General features: G+C 70.7%; 16 protein-coding genes. 7 read left to right on the top strand and 9 right to left on the bottom strand.

The window, feature by feature from the left end; all coding sequences use genetic code 11:
• Nucleotides 1–138 precede the first annotated feature (138 nt).
• Nucleotides 139–825 carry a FadR/GntR family transcriptional regulator gene (locus EV567_RS05815; protein ID WP_130437481.1) on the top strand — a complete coding sequence of 229 codons (687 nt, stop codon included), beginning with the start codon at nt 139–141 and terminating at the stop codon, nt 823–825.
• A gap of 4 nt (nt 826–829) precedes the next feature.
• Here EV567_RS05815 and EV567_RS05810 read toward each other — a convergent pair whose 3' ends face one another.
• The 3 genes from EV567_RS05810 to fabG form a co-directional block, all read right to left on the bottom strand.
• Nucleotides 830–1180 (bottom strand): hypothetical protein, encoded by a 351-nt coding sequence (locus EV567_RS05810; RefSeq protein ID WP_130437480.1) that lies wholly within the window; start codon nt 1178–1180, stop codon nt 830–832.
• Between the two features lie 164 nt (nt 1181–1344).
• Complete coding sequence (gene fabI / locus EV567_RS05805; RefSeq protein WP_130437479.1) at nt 1345–2112, bottom strand: enoyl-ACP reductase FabI; 768 nt, start codon at nt 2110–2112, stop codon at nt 1345–1347.
• A 5-nt stretch (nt 2113–2117) separates the two neighbouring features.
• Nucleotides 2118–2822 (bottom strand): 3-oxoacyl-[acyl-carrier-protein] reductase, encoded by a 705-nt coding sequence (gene fabG, locus EV567_RS05800; protein ID WP_130437478.1) that lies wholly within the window; start codon nt 2820–2822, stop codon nt 2118–2120.
• 247 nt (nt 2823–3069) lie between these two features.
• Between fabG and EV567_RS05795 the strand changes: the two genes are divergently transcribed.
• From EV567_RS05795 to tyrS, 3 genes are all read left to right on the top strand, one after another.
• Nucleotides 3070–4593, top strand: a complete 1524-nt coding sequence (locus EV567_RS05795) for a TldD/PmbA family protein (RefSeq protein WP_130437477.1) — start codon at nt 3070–3072, stop codon at nt 4591–4593.
• An 82-nt stretch (nt 4594–4675) separates the two neighbouring features.
• Nucleotides 4676–6070 (top strand): metallopeptidase TldD-related protein, encoded by a 1395-nt coding sequence (locus EV567_RS05790; RefSeq protein WP_130437476.1) that lies wholly within the window; start codon nt 4676–4678, stop codon nt 6068–6070.
• A gap of 66 nt (nt 6071–6136) precedes the next feature.
• Complete coding sequence (gene tyrS / locus EV567_RS05785) at nt 6137–7420, top strand: tyrosine--tRNA ligase (RefSeq protein WP_130437475.1); 1284 nt, start codon at nt 6137–6139, stop codon at nt 7418–7420.
• A gap of 144 nt (nt 7421–7564) precedes the next feature.
• Here the strand turns inward: tyrS and EV567_RS05780 are convergent, their stop codons facing one another.
• A complete protein-coding gene (locus EV567_RS05780; RefSeq protein WP_130437474.1) occupies nt 7565–7843 on the bottom strand; it encodes a GlsB/YeaQ/YmgE family stress response membrane protein in 279 nt (92 codons plus the stop codon).
• A 201-nt stretch (nt 7844–8044) separates the two neighbouring features.
• On the opposite strand from EV567_RS05780, the gene EV567_RS05775 reads away from it, so the two are divergent.
• Both EV567_RS05775 and EV567_RS05770 read left to right on the top strand, forming a co-directional pair.
• Nucleotides 8045–8461 (top strand): DUF3099 domain-containing protein, encoded by a 417-nt coding sequence (locus EV567_RS05775; RefSeq protein WP_130437473.1) that lies wholly within the window; start codon nt 8045–8047, stop codon nt 8459–8461.
• 213 nt (nt 8462–8674) lie between these two features.
• On the top strand, nt 8675–8893 hold the full coding sequence (locus EV567_RS05770) for a hypothetical protein (protein ID WP_130437472.1): 219 nt from the start codon (nt 8675–8677) through the stop codon (nt 8891–8893).
• 37 nt (nt 8894–8930) lie between these two features.
• Here EV567_RS05770 and moaA read toward each other — a convergent pair whose 3' ends face one another.
• The 3 genes from moaA to EV567_RS05755 form a co-directional block, all read right to left on the bottom strand.
• Nucleotides 8931–9920, bottom strand: coding sequence for a GTP 3',8-cyclase MoaA (gene moaA / locus EV567_RS05765; RefSeq protein ID WP_130437471.1), 990 nt, complete (start codon nt 9918–9920; stop codon nt 8931–8933).
• Between the two features lie 150 nt (nt 9921–10070).
• A complete protein-coding gene (locus EV567_RS05760) occupies nt 10071–11690 on the bottom strand; it encodes a cation acetate symporter (RefSeq protein WP_130437470.1) in 1620 nt (539 codons plus the stop codon).
• Nucleotides 11687–12043: a DUF485 domain-containing protein gene (locus tag EV567_RS05755; protein ID WP_130437469.1), complete on the bottom strand. Its 357-nt coding sequence runs from the start codon at nt 12041–12043 to the stop codon at nt 11687–11689. Before EV567_RS05755 ends, EV567_RS05760 begins: the two co-directional genes overlap by 4 nt.
• A gap of 293 nt (nt 12044–12336) precedes the next feature.
• On the opposite strand from EV567_RS05755, the gene EV567_RS05750 reads away from it, so the two are divergent.
• A complete protein-coding gene (locus EV567_RS05750; RefSeq protein ID WP_130437468.1) occupies nt 12337–13869 on the top strand; it encodes a S8 family serine peptidase in 1533 nt (510 codons plus the stop codon).
• A gap of 72 nt (nt 13870–13941) precedes the next feature.
• Here EV567_RS05750 and EV567_RS05745 read toward each other — a convergent pair whose 3' ends face one another.
• Together EV567_RS05745 and EV567_RS05740 are read right to left on the bottom strand one after the other, a co-directional pair.
• Complete coding sequence (locus EV567_RS05745) at nt 13942–14640, bottom strand: lysoplasmalogenase (RefSeq protein WP_242620673.1); 699 nt, start codon at nt 14638–14640, stop codon at nt 13942–13944.
• The gene (locus tag EV567_RS05740) at nt 14637–15539 is read right to left on the bottom strand and encodes a sterol desaturase family protein (protein ID WP_130437467.1); all 903 of its coding nucleotides are present in this window, start codon (nt 15537–15539) and stop codon (nt 14637–14639) included. Before EV567_RS05740 ends, EV567_RS05745 begins: the two co-directional genes overlap by 4 nt.
• Nucleotides 15540–15545: the final 6 nt, after the last annotated feature.

The following is a 15545-nucleotide window of genomic DNA, read 5'->3' as shown; positions in this document are numbered from 1 at the left end:
TCGCCCGTGGCCGCCCGCGCCCCGGGCAGGGTCGTGGACGTCGACGTCCGTGTCTCCTTGGTCTCCTCGCTCACCATGCCGTCCATCATAGAATCATAGGATGATTGACTGTCCATTCCGTCCGGACGAAGGTGTGCCATGCCCCTGAGCCATCCCCGCCGCTCGGCTCTCTCCGAGCAGGTCATCGCCGCGCTGCGCACCCAGATCACCTCGGGCGAGTGGCCGGTGGGCTCACGCATCCCCACGGAACCGGAGCTGGTCGAGCAGCTCGGCGTCGCCCGGAACACCGTCCGGGAGGCGGTCCGCGCGCTGGCGCACAACGGCCTGCTGGACATCCGGCAGGGTTCGGGCACCTACGTCGTCGCCACGAGCGAGCTGGCCGGCGTGATGCACCGCCGTTTCGCCGGCGCCGACCCCCGGCACATCGCCGAGCTGCGCTCCACGCTGGAGTCGGGCGCGGCGAAGCTGGCCGCCGAGCGGCGTACCGAGAGGGATCTCAAGCAGCTCGACGCGCTGCTGCTGCGGCGCGAGGAGGCGTGGCGGTCGGGCGACGCGGAGGCGTTCGTCACGGCGGACGCGACGTTCCACCTGGCGGTGGTGGCCGCGTCCCACAACGACGCGATGACGGCGATGTACGCGGACCTGGGCGAGGTGCTGCGGGACTGGCTGCGCGCCGACGTCGGCGAGGAGCTGACGCCTGAGACGTACATGGACCACGCGCCCCTGGTGGACGCGATCCGGGCCCGCGACGCGGCGGCGGCCGGCGCGGAGGCGGCGGGCTACCCGTTCCAGTGCAGGACCGGACGCTTCACCGCCCCCGCATGAGGGTTCACCGCCACTGATGGCTGACCCAGGCCGCGCGGACCTCCATCCAGCAGCGGCCGGCCAGCCGAACGGTCATGGCGGGCCCGGCGTCGGCGGGGGCGGTGTCGGTGTCGAGATCCCACCAGCGCGCGCACTCGATGTGCAGGCGCACGCGGTCCACACCGGCGTCGGGATTGTGGCAGTGGGCGACCACATGGGAGCCGCGGACGTCGATCCGGCACTCCGCGCCGAGCGACTCCGGCGTGGCGGTGGGTTCCGGTGCCTCCACGCGTGTGTGCGACATCGCGTCGTACGGCAGCGCGAGAACGAGGCAGACGGCGACGGTCAGTGGGGCGAGGCTGCGAGACAGGCGCACAAGGGAACCTCCTCGACCGTGCTGGGGAGGGGACCGCGGTGACGAACCCGCACCTCAGAGTGGCGTGCCGGGCCCGCCCCGCGCCCGATCAGCTAGGCCGAACGGGTGAGGGCCCGCGCCCCTCCGGGACGCGGGCCCTCACCCGTGCTGCGCACTGTCGGGCGTCAGGCGCCGATGGCGTGCAGACCGCCGTCGACGTGGATGATCTCGCCGGTGGTCTTCGGGAACCAGTCGCTCAGCAGCGCGACGATGCCGCGGCCGGCCGGCTCGGGGTCCTTGAGGTCCCACTCCAGCGGGGAGCGGGTGTCCCACACGGAGGCCAGCTCGCCGAAGCCCGGGATGGACTTGGCGGCCATGGAGCCGATGGGGCCCGCCGAGACGAGGTTGCAGCGGATGTTCTGCTTGCCGAGGTCGCGGGCCATGTAGCGGCTGGTGGCCTCCAGGGCGGCCTTGGCGGGGCCCATCCAGTCGTACTGCGGCCAGGCGAACTGCGCGTCGAAGGTCAGACCGACGACGGAGCCGCCGTTCTGCATCAGCGGCAGGCAGGCCATGGTGAGCGACTTCAGGGAGTACGCCGAGACGTGCATGGCCGTGGCGACCGACTCGAACGGCGTGTTGAGGAAGTTGCCGCCGAGCGCGTCCTGGGGCGCGAAGCCGATGGAGTGGACGACGCCGTCGAGGCCGCCGAGCTCCTCGCCCACGATGTCGGCGAGGCGCCCGAGGTGCTCGTCGTTGGTGACGTCGAGCTCGATGACCTTGGTCGGCTTCGGCAGCTTCCTGGCGATGCGCTCGGTCAGCGTGGGCCGCGGGAACGCGGTGAGGATGATCTCGGCGCCCTGCTCCTGGGCCAGCTTGGCGGCGTGGAAGGCGATGGAGGACTCCATCAGCACACCGGTGATCAGGACGCGCTTGCCCTCGAGAATTCCGCTCATGGTGATCAGTGACCCATTCCCAGTCCGCCGTCAACGGGGATGACGGCTCCAGTGATGTACGAGGCGTCGTCCGAGGCGAGGAACCGCACCGTCGCGGCGATCTCATCCGGCTGCGCGTACCGGCCGAGCGGCACCTGGGAGACGATGCCCTCGCGCTGCTCGTCGGTGAGCGCCTTGGTCATGTCGGTGTCGACGAATCCGGGCGCGACGACGTTGAAGGTGATGTTGCGCGAGCCCAGCTCACGGGCCAGGGAACGCGCGAAGCCGACCAGAGCGGCCTTGGACGCGGCGTAGTTGGCCTGGCCCGCGGAGCCGAGCAGCCCCACGACCGAGGAGATCAGCACGACGCGGCCCTTCTTGGCGCGCAGCATGCCGCGGTTGGCGCGCTTGACCACACGGAAGGTGCCGGTGAGGTTGGTGTCGATGACGGACGCGAAGTCCTCCTCGGACATGCGCATCAGCAGCTGGTCCTTGGTGACGCCGGCGTTGGCGACGAGGACCTCGACGTTGCCGTGGGCTTCCTCGACCTCCTTGTAGGCCTGCTCCACCTGCTCGGGGTCGGTGATGTCGCACTTGACGGCCAGGAAGCCGGCCGGCGGCTCCCCCGAGCGGTACGTGATCGCGACCTTGTCGCCGGCGTCGGCGAACGCGCGGGCGATGGCGAGGCCGATGCCCCGGTTTCCTCCGGTGACGAGAACCGAGCGGCTCAACGGATCACCCTTTCGATCGGCAGTCTGGTACTCGTCGAAACTATCCTTCCGACGCACCTGCCGCCGAAGCCGGGGGCGACAGGGCGTCGCGGCGGGAACTGTCGGGTCCCCACAGTCACCACCCGGCCCGCCCCGCCGTCATCAGCCGCAACGCGCTCGGAAAGTTGTGGTCGGGAGTCGTTCGGCGCGACATGATCGGGGCATACAAGCGCGACGACCACCGCGACGACCACAGGGAGCTACGCAGGTGCCTCATACGATCGACGAGAGTTTCACGGCGCTACCCCTGCGTGCCCTCGCCGACGCGGCGCTCGCTCGCGCGCGGGCACTCGGGGCCGAGCACGCCGACTTCCGGTTCGAGCGGGTGCGCAGCGCGTCCTGGCGGCTGAGGGACGCCAAGCCGGCCGGGTCGTCGGACACGACCGACCTCGGGTACGCGGTGCGGGTGGTGCACGGCGGGACCTGGGGGTTCGCGTCCGGCGTGGACCTGACGATGGACGGGGCCGCCAAGGTGGCCTCGCAGGCCGTGGCGATGGCCAAGCTGTCGGCGCAGGTGACCAGGGCGGCCGGGTCGGACGAACGCGTGGAACTGGCCGAGGAGCCGGTGCACGCCGAGAAGACGTGGGTGTCGTCGTACGAGATCGACCCGTTCACGGTGCCCGACGAGGAGAAGGCGGCGCTGCTCGGCGACTGGAGCCACCGGCTGCTGGCCGCCGACGGGGTCGATCACGTGGACGCCTCACTGCTCACCGTCCACGAGAACAAGTTCTACGCCGACACGGCCGGGACGGTGACCACGCAGCAGCGCGTGCGGCTGCACCCGTCGCTGACGGCGGTGTCGGTGGACGAGTCCAGCGGCGAGTTCGACTCGATGCGGACCATCGCGCCGCCGGTCGGGCGGGGCTGGGAGTACCTGACCGGGACCGGCTGGGACTGGGACGACGAACTGGAACGGATCCCCGGGCTGCTCGCCGAGAAGATGCGGGCGCCCAGCGTGGAGCCGGGGCTGTACGACCTGGTCGTCGACCCCTCCAACCTGTGGCTGACGATCCACGAGTCCATCGGCCACGCCACCGAGCTGGACCGCGCGCTCGGCTACGAGGCCGCCTACGCCGGCACCTCCTTCGCCACGTTCGACCGGCTCGGCAAGCTGCGCTACGGCTCGGAGCTGATGAACGTCACCGGCGACCGCACCGCCGAGCACGGCCTGGCGACGATCGGGTACGACGACGAGGGCGTCGAGGGCCAGTCCTGGGACCTGGTGAAGGACGGGACGCTCGTCGGCTACCAGCTGGACCGTCGGATCGCGAAGCTCACCGGGCTGGGGCGTTCCAACGGGTGCGCCTTCGCCGACTCCCCCGGGCACGTGCCCGTGCAGCGCATGGCCAACGTGTCGCTCCGGCCCGACCCGGCGGGCATGTCGACGGAGGATCTGGTCGGGAGCGTCGACCGGGGCATCTACGTCGTCGGTGACCGGTCCTGGTCGATCGACATGCAGCGGTACAACTTCCAGTTCACCGGGCAGCGCTTCTTCCGGATCGAGAACGGGCGGATCACCGGGCAGTTGCGGGACGTGGCCTACCAGGCGACGACGACCGACTTCTGGGGTTCCATGGCGGCGGTGGGCGGGCCGCAGACGTACGTCCTCGGCGGCGCGTTCAACTGCGGCAAGGCCCAGCCGGGCCAGGTGGCCGCGGTGTCGCACGGCTGTCCCTCCGCCCTGTTCAAGGGCGTCAACATCCTCAACACGACGCAGGAGGCCGGCCGATGAGCGCCCGCACCGAGTCAGGCCGGGGGTCCGGGGGGCGCCCCCCGGGCAAGCACAGTCTCAACACCGCCCAGGAGGCAGGCCGATGAGCGCCCGCGTCGAGAAGCCGCACGAGGTCGTGGAGCGGGCGCTGGAGCTGTCGCGGGCCGACGGCTGTGTCGTCATCGCGGACGAGCAGTCGAGCGCCAACCTGCGCTGGGCGGGCAACGCGCTCACCACCAACGGCGTGACGCGTTCCCGCACGCTCACCGTGATCGCGACGGTGGACGGCGCCCAGGGCACGGCCTCCGGGGTCGTCTCCCGGGCGGCGGTCACCCCGGACGAGCTGGAGCCGCTGGTGCGGGCCGCCGAGGCCGCCGCGCGCGGTGCCGGTCCCGCGGAGGACGCGCAGCCGCTGGTGACGGGCGTCGCGCCGTCCCCGGAGTTCACGGAGGCACCCGCGGAGACCTCGTCCGCGGTGTTCGCCGACTTCGCGCCGGCGCTGGGCGAGGCGTTCGCACGCGCGCGTGCGGGCGACCGGGAGCTGTACGGCTTCGCCAGCCACGAGCTGGTGTCGACGTACCTGGGCACCTCCACGGGGCTGCGGCTGCGGCACGACCAGCCGAACGGGACGCTGGAGCTCAACGCCAAGTCGCCGGACCGTACGCGTTCGGCGTGGGCGGGCCGGTCGACGCGGGACTTCAAGGACGTCGACCCGGCGGCGCTCGACGCGGAGCTGGCCGTACGGCTGGGCTGGGCGCAACGGCGGGTCGAGCTGCCCGCGGGACGGTACGAGACGCTGCTCCCACCGACCGCGGTGGCGGACCTGATGATCTACCAGCTGTGGTCGGCGTCGGGGCGGGACGCGGTCGAGGGCCGGACGGTGTTCTCCAAGCCGGGCGGTGGCACGCGGGTGGGCGAGCGGCTGGCCGCGCTGCCGCTGTCGTTGCGCAGCGACCCGTACGAGCCGGGTCTGGAGTCGGCGCCGTTCGTGATCGCGCACTCCTCCGGCGGCGACCGGTCGGTCTTCGACAACGGGCTGCCGATCGCCTCCACGGAGTGGATCCGCGGGGGCGAGCTGGAGCGCCTCAGCACCAGCCGGCACAGCGCCGCCCTGACCGGCCTCCCGGTCGCCCCCGGCAGCGACAGCCTGATCCTGGACGGCGGCGACGACCGCTCCCTGGAGGACATGGTGGCGAACACCACGCGCGGGCTGCTGCTGACCTGCCTGTGGTACATCCGTGAGGTCGATCCGGCGACGCTGCTGCTGACCGGTCTGACCCGGGACGGCGTGTACCTGGTGGAGAACGGCGAGGTGGTGGGCGAGGTCAACAACTTCCGCTTCAACGAGTCGCCGGTCGACGTGCTGGGCCGGGCGACCGAGGCGGGGCGCACGGAGAAGACGCTGCCCAGGGAGTGGAGCGACTGGTTCACCCGGGCCGCCATGCCCGCGCTGCGGGTGCCGGATTTCAATATGAGCTCTGTCAGTCAGGGCGTATAACCTCGTAGCCGGCGGTCACTCGACCGGCCGAGGCGTCAAGAAGATCACCGAGGAGACACGAGAACCGTGACGGACATCGTCGACGAGCTGAAGTGGCGGGGGCTGTTCTCCCTGTCCACCGACGAGGACGCTTTGCGCAAGGCGCTCGCGGACGGTCCCGTCACGTTCTATTGCGGCTTCGACCCGACCGCGCCGTCCCTGCACGTCGGCCATCTGGTGCAGGTGCTCACCGTGCGCCGGCTCCAGCAGGCCGGGCACCGGCCGCTGGCGCTGGTCGGCGGCGCCACGGGTCTGATCGGCGACCCCCGCCCGACCGCCGAGCGCACGCTGAACGCGCCGGAGACGGTGGCGGGCTGGGTGGACAAGCTGCGCGGCCAGATCGAGCCGTTCCTGTCCTTCGAGGGCGAGAACGCGGCCGTGATGGTCAACAACCTCGACTGGACGGCCGGTCTGTCCGCGATCGAGTTCCTGCGGGACATCGGCAAGCACTTCCGCGTCAACAAGATGCTGACCAAGGACTCGGTGGCCCGCCGGCTGGAGTCCGACCAGGGCATCAGCTACACCGAGTTCAGCTACCAGATCCTGCAGGGCATGGACTTCCTCCAGCTCTACCGGCGCTACGGCTGCACGCTCCAGCAGGGCGGCAGCGACCAGTGGGGCAACCTCACGGCCGGCCTGGACCTGATCCACCGGCTGGAGCCGACGGCGTCGGTGCACGCGATCGCCACGCCGCTGATGACGAAGGCCGACGGCACCAAGTTCGGCAAGACCGAGGGCGGCGCCGTCTGGCTCGACCCGGAGATGACGACGCCGTACGCGTTCTACCAGTTCTGGCTGAACGTGGACGACCGGGACGTCTCCCGGTACATGCGCATCCTGTCCTTCCGCTCGAGGGAGGAGCTGGAGGAGCTGGAGCGGCAGACCGAGGAGCGGCCGCAGGCGCGGGCCGCGCAGCGTGCGCTGGCCGAGGAGCTGACCACGCTGGTGCACGGCGCCGAGCAGACGGCCGCCGTGATCGCCGCGAGCCGTGCCCTGTTCGGGCAGGGTGAGCTGGCCGGCCTGGACGACCGGACGCTGGCGGCGGCGCTGTCGGAGGTGCCGCACGTCAAGGTCACCGAGCTCGCTCCGGTCGTCGACCTGTTCGCCGAGGTCGGGCTGGTGGCGAGCAAGTCGGCCGCGCGGCGGACGGTCAAGGAGGGCGGGGCCTACGTGAACAACGTGAAGGTGACCGCCGAGGATCAAGTCCCGGCGCGGGAGGACCTGCTGCACGGGCGGTGGCTGGTGCTGCGGCGCGGCAAGAAGAACCTGGCGGCGGTGGAGGTCGTCACCGGCGATTCGCTCCGCGGGTAGCGCCGTAAGGGGTGCGTCGCGCTCCGCGGGGTGCGCCGTGGGGGGTGCGGGTTTGTTGCGGGCCGCGCGTGTGTCGTGGCTGGTCGCGCCCCGCGGCGGAGCCGCAGGTCAACACTGCCCCGCGCCCCCTTTGCGGCGCCCCTGTCAGACCCGTTGCTTCCTCTTGCCCAGTGTCCGCGTGTACAGCATGTCGCCGAAGGCGACGATGATGATCGCGGCGATCAGCTGGAAGATGTGCCGGCTCCAGTCGATGCCGGGGGTCTCGTCGACGCCGAACCCCCGGGCGACGGCGTTGCCGACGACCGCGCCGAGGATGCCGAAGATGGTGACCAGCCAGAGCGGGCTGTGCTGTTTGCCCGGGATGATCGCCTTGGCGATCAGGCCCAGTACGAATCCCACGATGATCGCCCACAACCAGCCCATGGCTGCCTCCTTTTACGGCTCGACGTGAGCATTGCCCCCAGTTTCAGCCCGTCCGCCGTACGGCGCATGTCGGGTGATGTCGTACACGGGACGGCGTAGCGGGTTCCCGCGCGCAGGGGCGGCCCCGGTCTCGAGGGCGGCCGGGGCGCGGCGTACCGTGGAGGCCGGGGAGTGTTCGACGCGGGCGGATGGTGGAACGCGATGCGGAAGCAGAGTGGCGGCGGGAACGTCCAGGTGTTCCGGATCACCGGGGCCCGGCAGGGGCTTCAGGACGATGTCCGGGCCCGTCAGCGGCGGTATGTGATCTCGATGTCCGTCCGTACGGTGTCGGTGGTCCTGGCCGCGGTGCTGTGGAACGTGGAACGGCATGTGGCGATCGTGGCGCTGGTCCTCGGCCTGGTGCTGCCGTACATCGCGGTGGTGATCGCCAACGCCGGGCGGGAGAACGCGCCGGGGCTGCCGACGACGTTCGTGACGATGCCGACGCGACCGATGATCCAGCCGCCCGAGGCGGACGGGCCGGGGTCCCAAGAGGAGCGTTCCGCGGAATCCGGAGGGCGGGGCGCGCAGTCCCTCCACGAGGAACCGCAGGGCGGTCCGGCCGAGCCGCGGCCGTGAGGCGGCGGTGGGTCGACTGTGAGCCAAGCTCAAGAAAAGCTCAGATCAATCATGTTGTTCCGGTGCCCCGGGGCCAGTTGGCCGTGACATACTTCGTACGACGCTCCGCATCCCCCGTCGGAGCGACAGACCGACGCCGGGCAGCTCCCCCCGTGGCTGCTCGGCGTCGCCTTTTGTGTGCATACAGGCGAGACGAATCTGTGAGTGACGTCCGTGAGTGACGAGACCCCCATCTGCTCCGCCAAGGGCTGCCGCGTCGACGCGGTGTGGGTGCTGGCGTGGAACAACCCGAAGATCCACACGCCGGAGCGGCGCAAGACGTGGCTGGCCTGCGAGGAGCACCGCGAGCATCTGTCGCAGTTCCTCGGCGTCCGGGGCTTCCTGAAGGACGTGGTGCGCTTCGAGGACTGGCAGGCGCCCGCGGGTTCCTAGGGCCGCGGCAAGCAACGTCTGCAGACTCTGGGTGGCCTCAGCCGCCGATGGCGGACATCGGTCGGTCCGGCTGGACAAACGAGGGGTCGTCCAGGCCCGCGCCGGCCTTCTTGCCCCACATCGCCTCACGCCAGAGGCCCGCTATCTCCTCGTCGGGGGCGCCGGAGCGCAGGGCCGCCCTGAGGTCGGTCTCCTCGCGGGCGAAGAGGCAGGTGCGGACCTGGCCGTCGGCGGTGAGGCGGGTGCGGTCGCAGGCCGCGCAGAACGGGCGGGTGACCGAGGCGATCACGCCCACGCGGTGCGGGCCGCCGTCGACGATCCAGCGTTCCGCGGGGGCGGAGCCGCGCTCCTCGACGCTCTCCGCGGTGAGGTCGAAGCGGGTGCGCAGGGAGGCGAGGATGTCCCCGGCCGTGACCATGCCGTCGCGCTTCCAGCCGTGCTGGGCGTCCAGCGGCATCTGTTCGATGAAGCGCAGCTCGTAATCGTGCTCGACGGCCCAGGCCAGCAGGTCGGGGGCCTCGTCCTCGTTGAGGCCGGGCATCAGGACGGTGTTGACCTTGACCGGGTCGAGACCGGCGTCGCGGGCGGCCCGGAGGCCGTCGAGGACGTCCTTGTGGCGGTCGCGGCGGGTGAGGGCCTTGAAGACGTCGGGGCGCAGCGTGTCGAGTGAGACGTTGACGCGGTCGAGGCCGGCGGCCTTCAGGGCCGTCGCCGTGCGCTTGAGGCCGATGCCGTTGGTCGTCAGCGAGGTCTGGGGGCGCGGGGTCAGTGCGGCGACGCGCTCCACGATGCCGACGAGGCCGGGGCGCAGCAGCGGTTCGCCGCCGGTGAAGCGGACCTCCTCGATACCGAGGGAGGTGACCGCTATGTCGATCAGGCGGACGATCTCGTCGTCCGTGAGGAGGTCGGGCTTGGCCAGCCACTGCAGGCCCTCCTCGGGCATGCAGTACGTGCAGCGCAGGTTGCAGCGGTCGGTCAGCGAGACCCTCAGGTCGGTGGCCACTCGGCCGAAGGTGTCGATGAGCACGGGGCCCCCTCCCTCGTCGCGGATCAGTCCTCTTCTTCCGTCACCTGCGAGCCTACGCGACGGCTACGACATCGGGGGAAGTGCGATCACCGGAACGCGGCGCGGGGCCGTCGCGGTGGTGCGCGACGGCCCCGCGTGCGGGTACGGGGGTCAGTGGGCGCCGGTGCCCGTGAGGGAGCGGACCTCCAGCTCGGCGTACTTGCCGGTGTCCGGGCTCTCCTTGGACAGGATCGTGCCGAGGAAGCCCATGAGGAAGCCGAAGGGGATGGAGATGATGCCGGGGTTCTTCAGCGGGAACCAGGCGAAGTCGGCGTCGGGGAACATCGCCTTGGGGTCGCCGGAGACGACCGGCGAGAACAGCACCAGTCCGACGGCGACGACCAGGCCGCCGTAGATCGACCACAGGGCGCCCTGGGTGGTGAACCGCTTCCAGAACAGGCTGTAGAGGATGGTCGGGAGGTTGGCGGAGGCGGCGACGGCGAAGGCGAGGGCGACCAGGCCGGCCACGTTGAGGTCGCGGGCGAGGGCGCCCAGGGCGATGGAGACGACGCCGATGAAGACGGTCGCCCAGCGGGCCGCCTTCATCTCCTCCTTCTCCGTGGCCTTCCCCTTGCGGATGACGTTGGCGTAGATGTCGTGCGCGAAGGACGAGGAGGAGGCGAGGGTGAGGCCGGCGACCACGGCGAGGATCGTCGCGAAGGCGACCGCGGAGATGGTGGCGAGCAGGATCGCGCCCCAGGTCGAGTCGACGCCGCCGAGGTGCAGGGCGAGCAGGGGGGCGGCCGTGTTGCCGGACGGGTTGGAGGCGATGATCTCCTTCTGGGAGATCAGGGCGGCCGCGCCGAAGCCGAGCGCGATGGTCATCAGGTAGAAGCCGCCGATGATGCCGATCGCCCAGTTGACCGACTTCCGGGCCGCCTTGGCGTTGGGGACGGTGTAGAAGCGGATCAGGATGTGCGGCAGGCCGGCGGTGCCGAGGACCAGGGCGATGCCCAGGGACATGAAGTCCAGCTTGGAGGTGCCGGTCGCGCCGTACTGGAGGCCGGGCTCCAGGAAGGCGGCGCCTTTGCCGCTGTTCTCGGCGGCCTTGCCGAGCAGGTCGGAGATGTTGAAGTCGAACTTCAGCAGGACCAGGAAGGTGATCAGCAGGGTGCCGCCGATGAGAAGCACGGCCTTGACCATCTGGACCCAGGTGGTGCCCTTCATGCCGCCGATGGAGACGTAGACGATCATCAGGACGCCGACCAGGGCGACGATGAGGACCTTGCCGGCGTCGGAGGTGATGCCGAGCAGCAGGGAGACCAGGACGCCGGCGCCCGCCATCTGGGCCAGCAGGTAGAAGATCGACACGACGATGGTTGAGGTGCCGGCGGCGGTGCGGACGGGGCGCTGGCGCATGCGGTACGCGAGGACGTCGCCCATGGTGTAGCGGCCGGAGTTGCGCAGCGGTTCGGCGACCAGGAGCAGGGCGACCAGCCAGGCGACGAGGAAGCCGATGGAGTAGAGGAAGCCGTCGTAGCCGAAGAGGGCGATGGCGCCTGCGATGCCGAGGAACGACGCGGCCGACATGTAGTCGCCGGAGACCGCGAGACCGTTCTGGAAGGCGCTGAACTGGCGTCCGCCCGCGTAGAAGTCGGCGGCGTCCTTGGTCTGGCGGCCTGCCCAGACGGTGATGACGAGGGTGGCGACGACGAACAGGCCGAACAGGGTGATGATCAGGGGCCGGTGCTCGCTCGCCTCGCCGGCTGCCAGTGTGATCGCGGGGCTCATGCGCCGCCCTCCATCCGGGACTTGATGGCGTCCGCCTTGGGGTCGAGCTTCGCGGCGGCGTGCCGCGAGTACCACCAGGCGATGAGGAACGTGGTGGCGAACTGGGCGATGCCGAGGGCGAAGGCGATGTTCACGTTGCCGAAGAGCTTGGTGCCCATGAAATCGCCGGCGTAGTTGGACAGCAGGACGTACAGCAGGTACCAGGCTATGAAGGCGACGGTCAGGGGGAACGCGAAACCCCGGTGGGCGCGGCGCAGTTCACCGAACTCCGCGCTCTCCTGCACCGCGACGAACTCCTCGGTGGAGGGGAGTCGGGCTTGGGTCTTCGAGGGGGGCGGTGTCTCGGTGGCCACGGAGTCTCCTCGCGTTGCGGACGACGGGTGGAGCGGGGGCTCGATCGTAGGCTCCCTGCCCAAGGGCACGGCGGTGCGCCGGGGGCGGTTCAACTCGATCGGGTTCTTTCGGAAGTCGTCGTCCCGGGGGCGTTTCGTCCGTCGCGGACCGGGTGGTTCCGGAAGTAGTCGTCAAAGGTCATTGCTGGCTGGTGAGTCAGGAAGATAGCTTCGGGTGGTACCACCCGTCATGTACCTGTCCAGGCACGACAGTTGCCCGGACAGGTCCCGTTTCCGGATGATGTGGAGACCCCATGGCTCATCTGCCTTCCAGACGCCGTATCGCTCTCGCGGTGCCCGTCGTGCTGTCGCTGACCGCCTCCCTCGGCTTCCTGCCGACGGCCGCCTCCGCGGCCCCGGTCACGGCTCCCGCCGCGCAGACGGCCGCCGCCGGCACCTTGACGTACGTCGTCAACACGAAGGTGGATCCCCGCACGATCAAGTCGGTGGAGAAGGCGATCGCCGCCTCCGGCGGCACCGTCGTGACGACGTACGAGAAGATCGGCGTGATCGTCGTCCGCTCGGCGAACCCCGACTTCGGTCCGCAGATACGCGCGGTGCGCGGGGTGCAGTCGGCGGGCGCGACCCGTACCGTGCCGCTCAGCGCCGCGGGGACCACCGACGAGGGCGCGGCGAAGCTGCTGACGGCGGCCGAGGCCGCGAAGACCGCGAGCGCGTCGGCGAAGGCGGGCGCGGGCGAGCCCCTGGAAGCCGACCAGTGGGACCTGCGCGCGATCGGCGCCGACAAGGCCGCCGACATCAACCCGGGCAGCAAGGACGTGACCGTCGCCGTCATCGACACCGGCGTCGACGACACCCACCCGGACCTCGCCCCGAACTTCTCGCCGTCGCAGTCGGCGAACTGCGTCGGCGGCGTCGCGGACACCTCCGAGGGCGCCTGGCGCCCGTACACCGAGCAGGACTACCACGGCACGCACGTCGCCGGTGAGATCGCCGCCGCCCGCAACGGCATCGGCGTCGCCGGCGTCGCGCCCGGGGTGAAGGTCGCCGGTATCAAGGTCAGCGACCCCAAGGACGGCCTGTTCTACCCGGAGAACGTGGTCTGCGCGTTCGTGTTCGCCGCCGAGCACAGCGTCGAGATCACCAACAACAGCTACTACGTCGACCCGTGGCTGTACAACTGCATGGACGACCCGGATCAGAAGGCCATCGTCGACGCGGTCAACCGGGCGCAGGTGTACGCCCAGCGCAGCGGCACGCTCAACGTCGCCTCGGCGGGCAACTCCAACCACGACCTGGACTCCGACGCGATCGTCGACTCCAGCAGCCCGGACGACTCCACCACCCCGGTGACCCGGACGATCGACCCGCACAAGTGCTTCGACGTGCCGACCCAGTTGGAGGGCGTCGTCACGGTGAGCGCGACGGGCTTCAAGGGCGCCAAGTCGTACTACTCCACGTACGGCCTGAACGCGGTCGACGTGGCGGCGCCGGGCGGCGACCGCTACCAGATCCCGGACACCCCGTCGGCCAACGGCCGCATCCTGTCGACGATGCCGAACAACGCGTACGGCTTCCTCCAGGGCACCTCGATGGCGTCCCCGCACGTGGCCGGTGTGGCCGCGCTGCTGAAGTCCACGCACCCGTGGGCGTCGCCGGGGGCCCTGCAGAAGCTGCTCAAGAAGCAGGCGGACAACCCGGGTTGCCCGACCGAGCCGTACGACGGCAACGGTGACGGCGTCGTCGACGCGACGTGCGTGGGCGACGACGAGGTCAACGGCTTCTACGGCTCCGGCATCGTGAACGCGCTGCGTGCGGTGAAGTAGCCGAAGCGGACTGCTCGTAGGAGAAGTCGAGGGCCGGGCGGTTCGCCGCCCGGCCCTCAGCCTTGACCGGACTCACGCGGGGACGCGTGGCGTCCGTCGCGGCCGGGTGGGCGCGGGCCGTGTGCCGAGGGCGCCGTGGGTCAGCAGCGACTGGGCCGCGATGTACGTGAGCATGATCCAGAGGTCGGGGCGCGGGAGTTGGGGCCAGTCGGCGACACCGGTCGCGATGAAGCTGTCGGACAGCAGGAACAGCGCGCCGCCGAGCCCGGCGACGAGCCCGAGCCGGGCCGCCGCGGTGAAGGCCGTCACTGTGAGGAGCGTGCTGTAGCCGGCGACGGGGACGCGGAGGTCCGCCGGGAGGTCGGGCCACAGCAGGGCGACGGCGACGACGAGAGTGACGGCGTAGCAGGGGGCCAGGAGCGCTGCACGCGCGCGGGGCGGGCCGGGCGCGTGCCGGTGGAAGAGGGCCAGGTAGCAGACGTGGCCGGCGGCGAAGGAGGCCATGCCGGCGAGGAAGGCCGGTTCGGCGCCGGAGAGCAGCAGGACGTCACCGCCCCAGCCGCAGAGGAGGGCCGCCAGGAGGAGCCGGGGCGCGCCGCGGAGCGCCGCCCAGGCGGCCAGCAGGGGCATGAGGAGGGGCTTGGCCGCCTGGTGGCCGGGGGTGAACCCGGCCGCGAGGCTGAGGAGATCGACGGCGGCGGTGAGGGCGAAGGCGGCGAGGAGGATCCCGGGGAGACGGCCGGAGGCGAGGGGGCCACGGGGGCCGGTCACGCGGCCGGACTCTTCTCGGCCGGCTCGACGGGCGTCGCCCGGGCAGCCGTCGGGGACGGGGCCGTCGCGGGCGCCGGCTGCCAGCCGGGGCCGCCGAACACCCGCCCGGCCCGCTCCCGCCAACTGCGCGCCGCCCGCAGGTCCTTGGCGATGGCGACGTACTCGTGGGTGGCGACCTTCAGGGGGTTGTAGGTGTGGATGTTCTTCGTCAACCCGTAGACGGGCCGCTCCACTTCCGGCACGAACGACCCGAAGAGCCGATCCCAGACGATGAGGATGCCGCCGAAGTTGCGGTCCAGGTAGCCGCCTTGGGAGGCGTGGTGGACACGGTGGTGCGAGGGCGTGTTGAAGACGAACTCGAACCACCGGGGCATCTTGTCGATGCGCTCGGTGTGGATCCAGAACTGGTAGACGAGGTTCGCCGAGGAGCAGAACGCGAGGGCGGCCGGGTGGACGCCGGCGGCGACGAGCGGGACGTAGAACGGCCAGACGGTCAGCGAGGTCCAGGGCTGGCGCAGGGCGGTGGTGAGGTTGAACTTCTCGCTGGAGTGGTGGACGACGTGACAGGCCCACAGGATGCGGATGACGTGGTGGCCGCGGTGGGACCAGTAGTAGAAGAAGTCCTGCGCGAGCAGCATCAGGGGGACCGTCCACCACAGGACGGGGACGCGAAGCGGCGTCAGTTCGTACACCGCCGTGTAGACGGCGACGATGGGGATCTTCCACAGGAAGTCGAAGACGAGGCTCCCGAGCCCCATCCCGACGCTCGTGGCCGCGTCCTTCACCTCGTATCCGGCCGCGTCCTCGTCGGGATGGAGGCGGACGCTGATCATCTCGACCACGGAGAGCAGCACGAAGGCGGGTATCGACCACAGCACGACATCGGGCAGGTTCGGCATGGTGGC

The organism is Streptomyces sp. BK239 (genome assembly GCF_004217285.1).
Taxonomy (GTDB): domain Bacteria; phylum Actinomycetota; class Actinomycetes; order Streptomycetales; family Streptomycetaceae; genus Streptomyces.
This window is presented reverse-complemented; position numbering and strand designations above follow the sequence as displayed.

Bases quoted from the DNA above. Each gene is read 5' to 3' on its own strand.
- EV567_RS05780 (WP_130437474.1), bottom strand. From the start codon at position 7,843: ATGGGCTGGTTGTGGGCGATCATCGTGGGATTCGTACTGGGCCTGATC.
- fabI (WP_130437479.1), bottom strand. From the start codon at position 2,112: ATGAGCGGAATTCTCGAGGGCAAGCGCGTCCTGATCACCGGTGTGCTG.
- EV567_RS05740 (WP_130437467.1), bottom strand. From the start codon at position 15,539: ATGCCGAACCTGCCCGATGTCGTGCTGTGGTCGATACCCGCCTTCGTG.
- EV567_RS05775 (WP_130437473.1), top strand. From the start codon at position 8,045: ATGCGGAAGCAGAGTGGCGGCGGGAACGTCCAGGTGTTCCGGATCACC.
- EV567_RS05790 (WP_130437476.1), top strand. From the start codon at position 4,676: ATGAGCGCCCGCGTCGAGAAGCCGCACGAGGTCGTGGAGCGGGCGCTG.
- EV567_RS05760 (WP_130437470.1), bottom strand. From the start codon at position 11,690: ATGAGCCCCGCGATCACACTGGCAGCCGGCGAGGCGAGCGAGCACCGG.
- EV567_RS05815 (WP_130437481.1), top strand. From the start codon at position 139: ATGCCCCTGAGCCATCCCCGCCGCTCGGCTCTCTCCGAGCAGGTCATC.
- EV567_RS05750 (WP_130437468.1), top strand. From the start codon at position 12,337: ATGGCTCATCTGCCTTCCAGACGCCGTATCGCTCTCGCGGTGCCCGTC.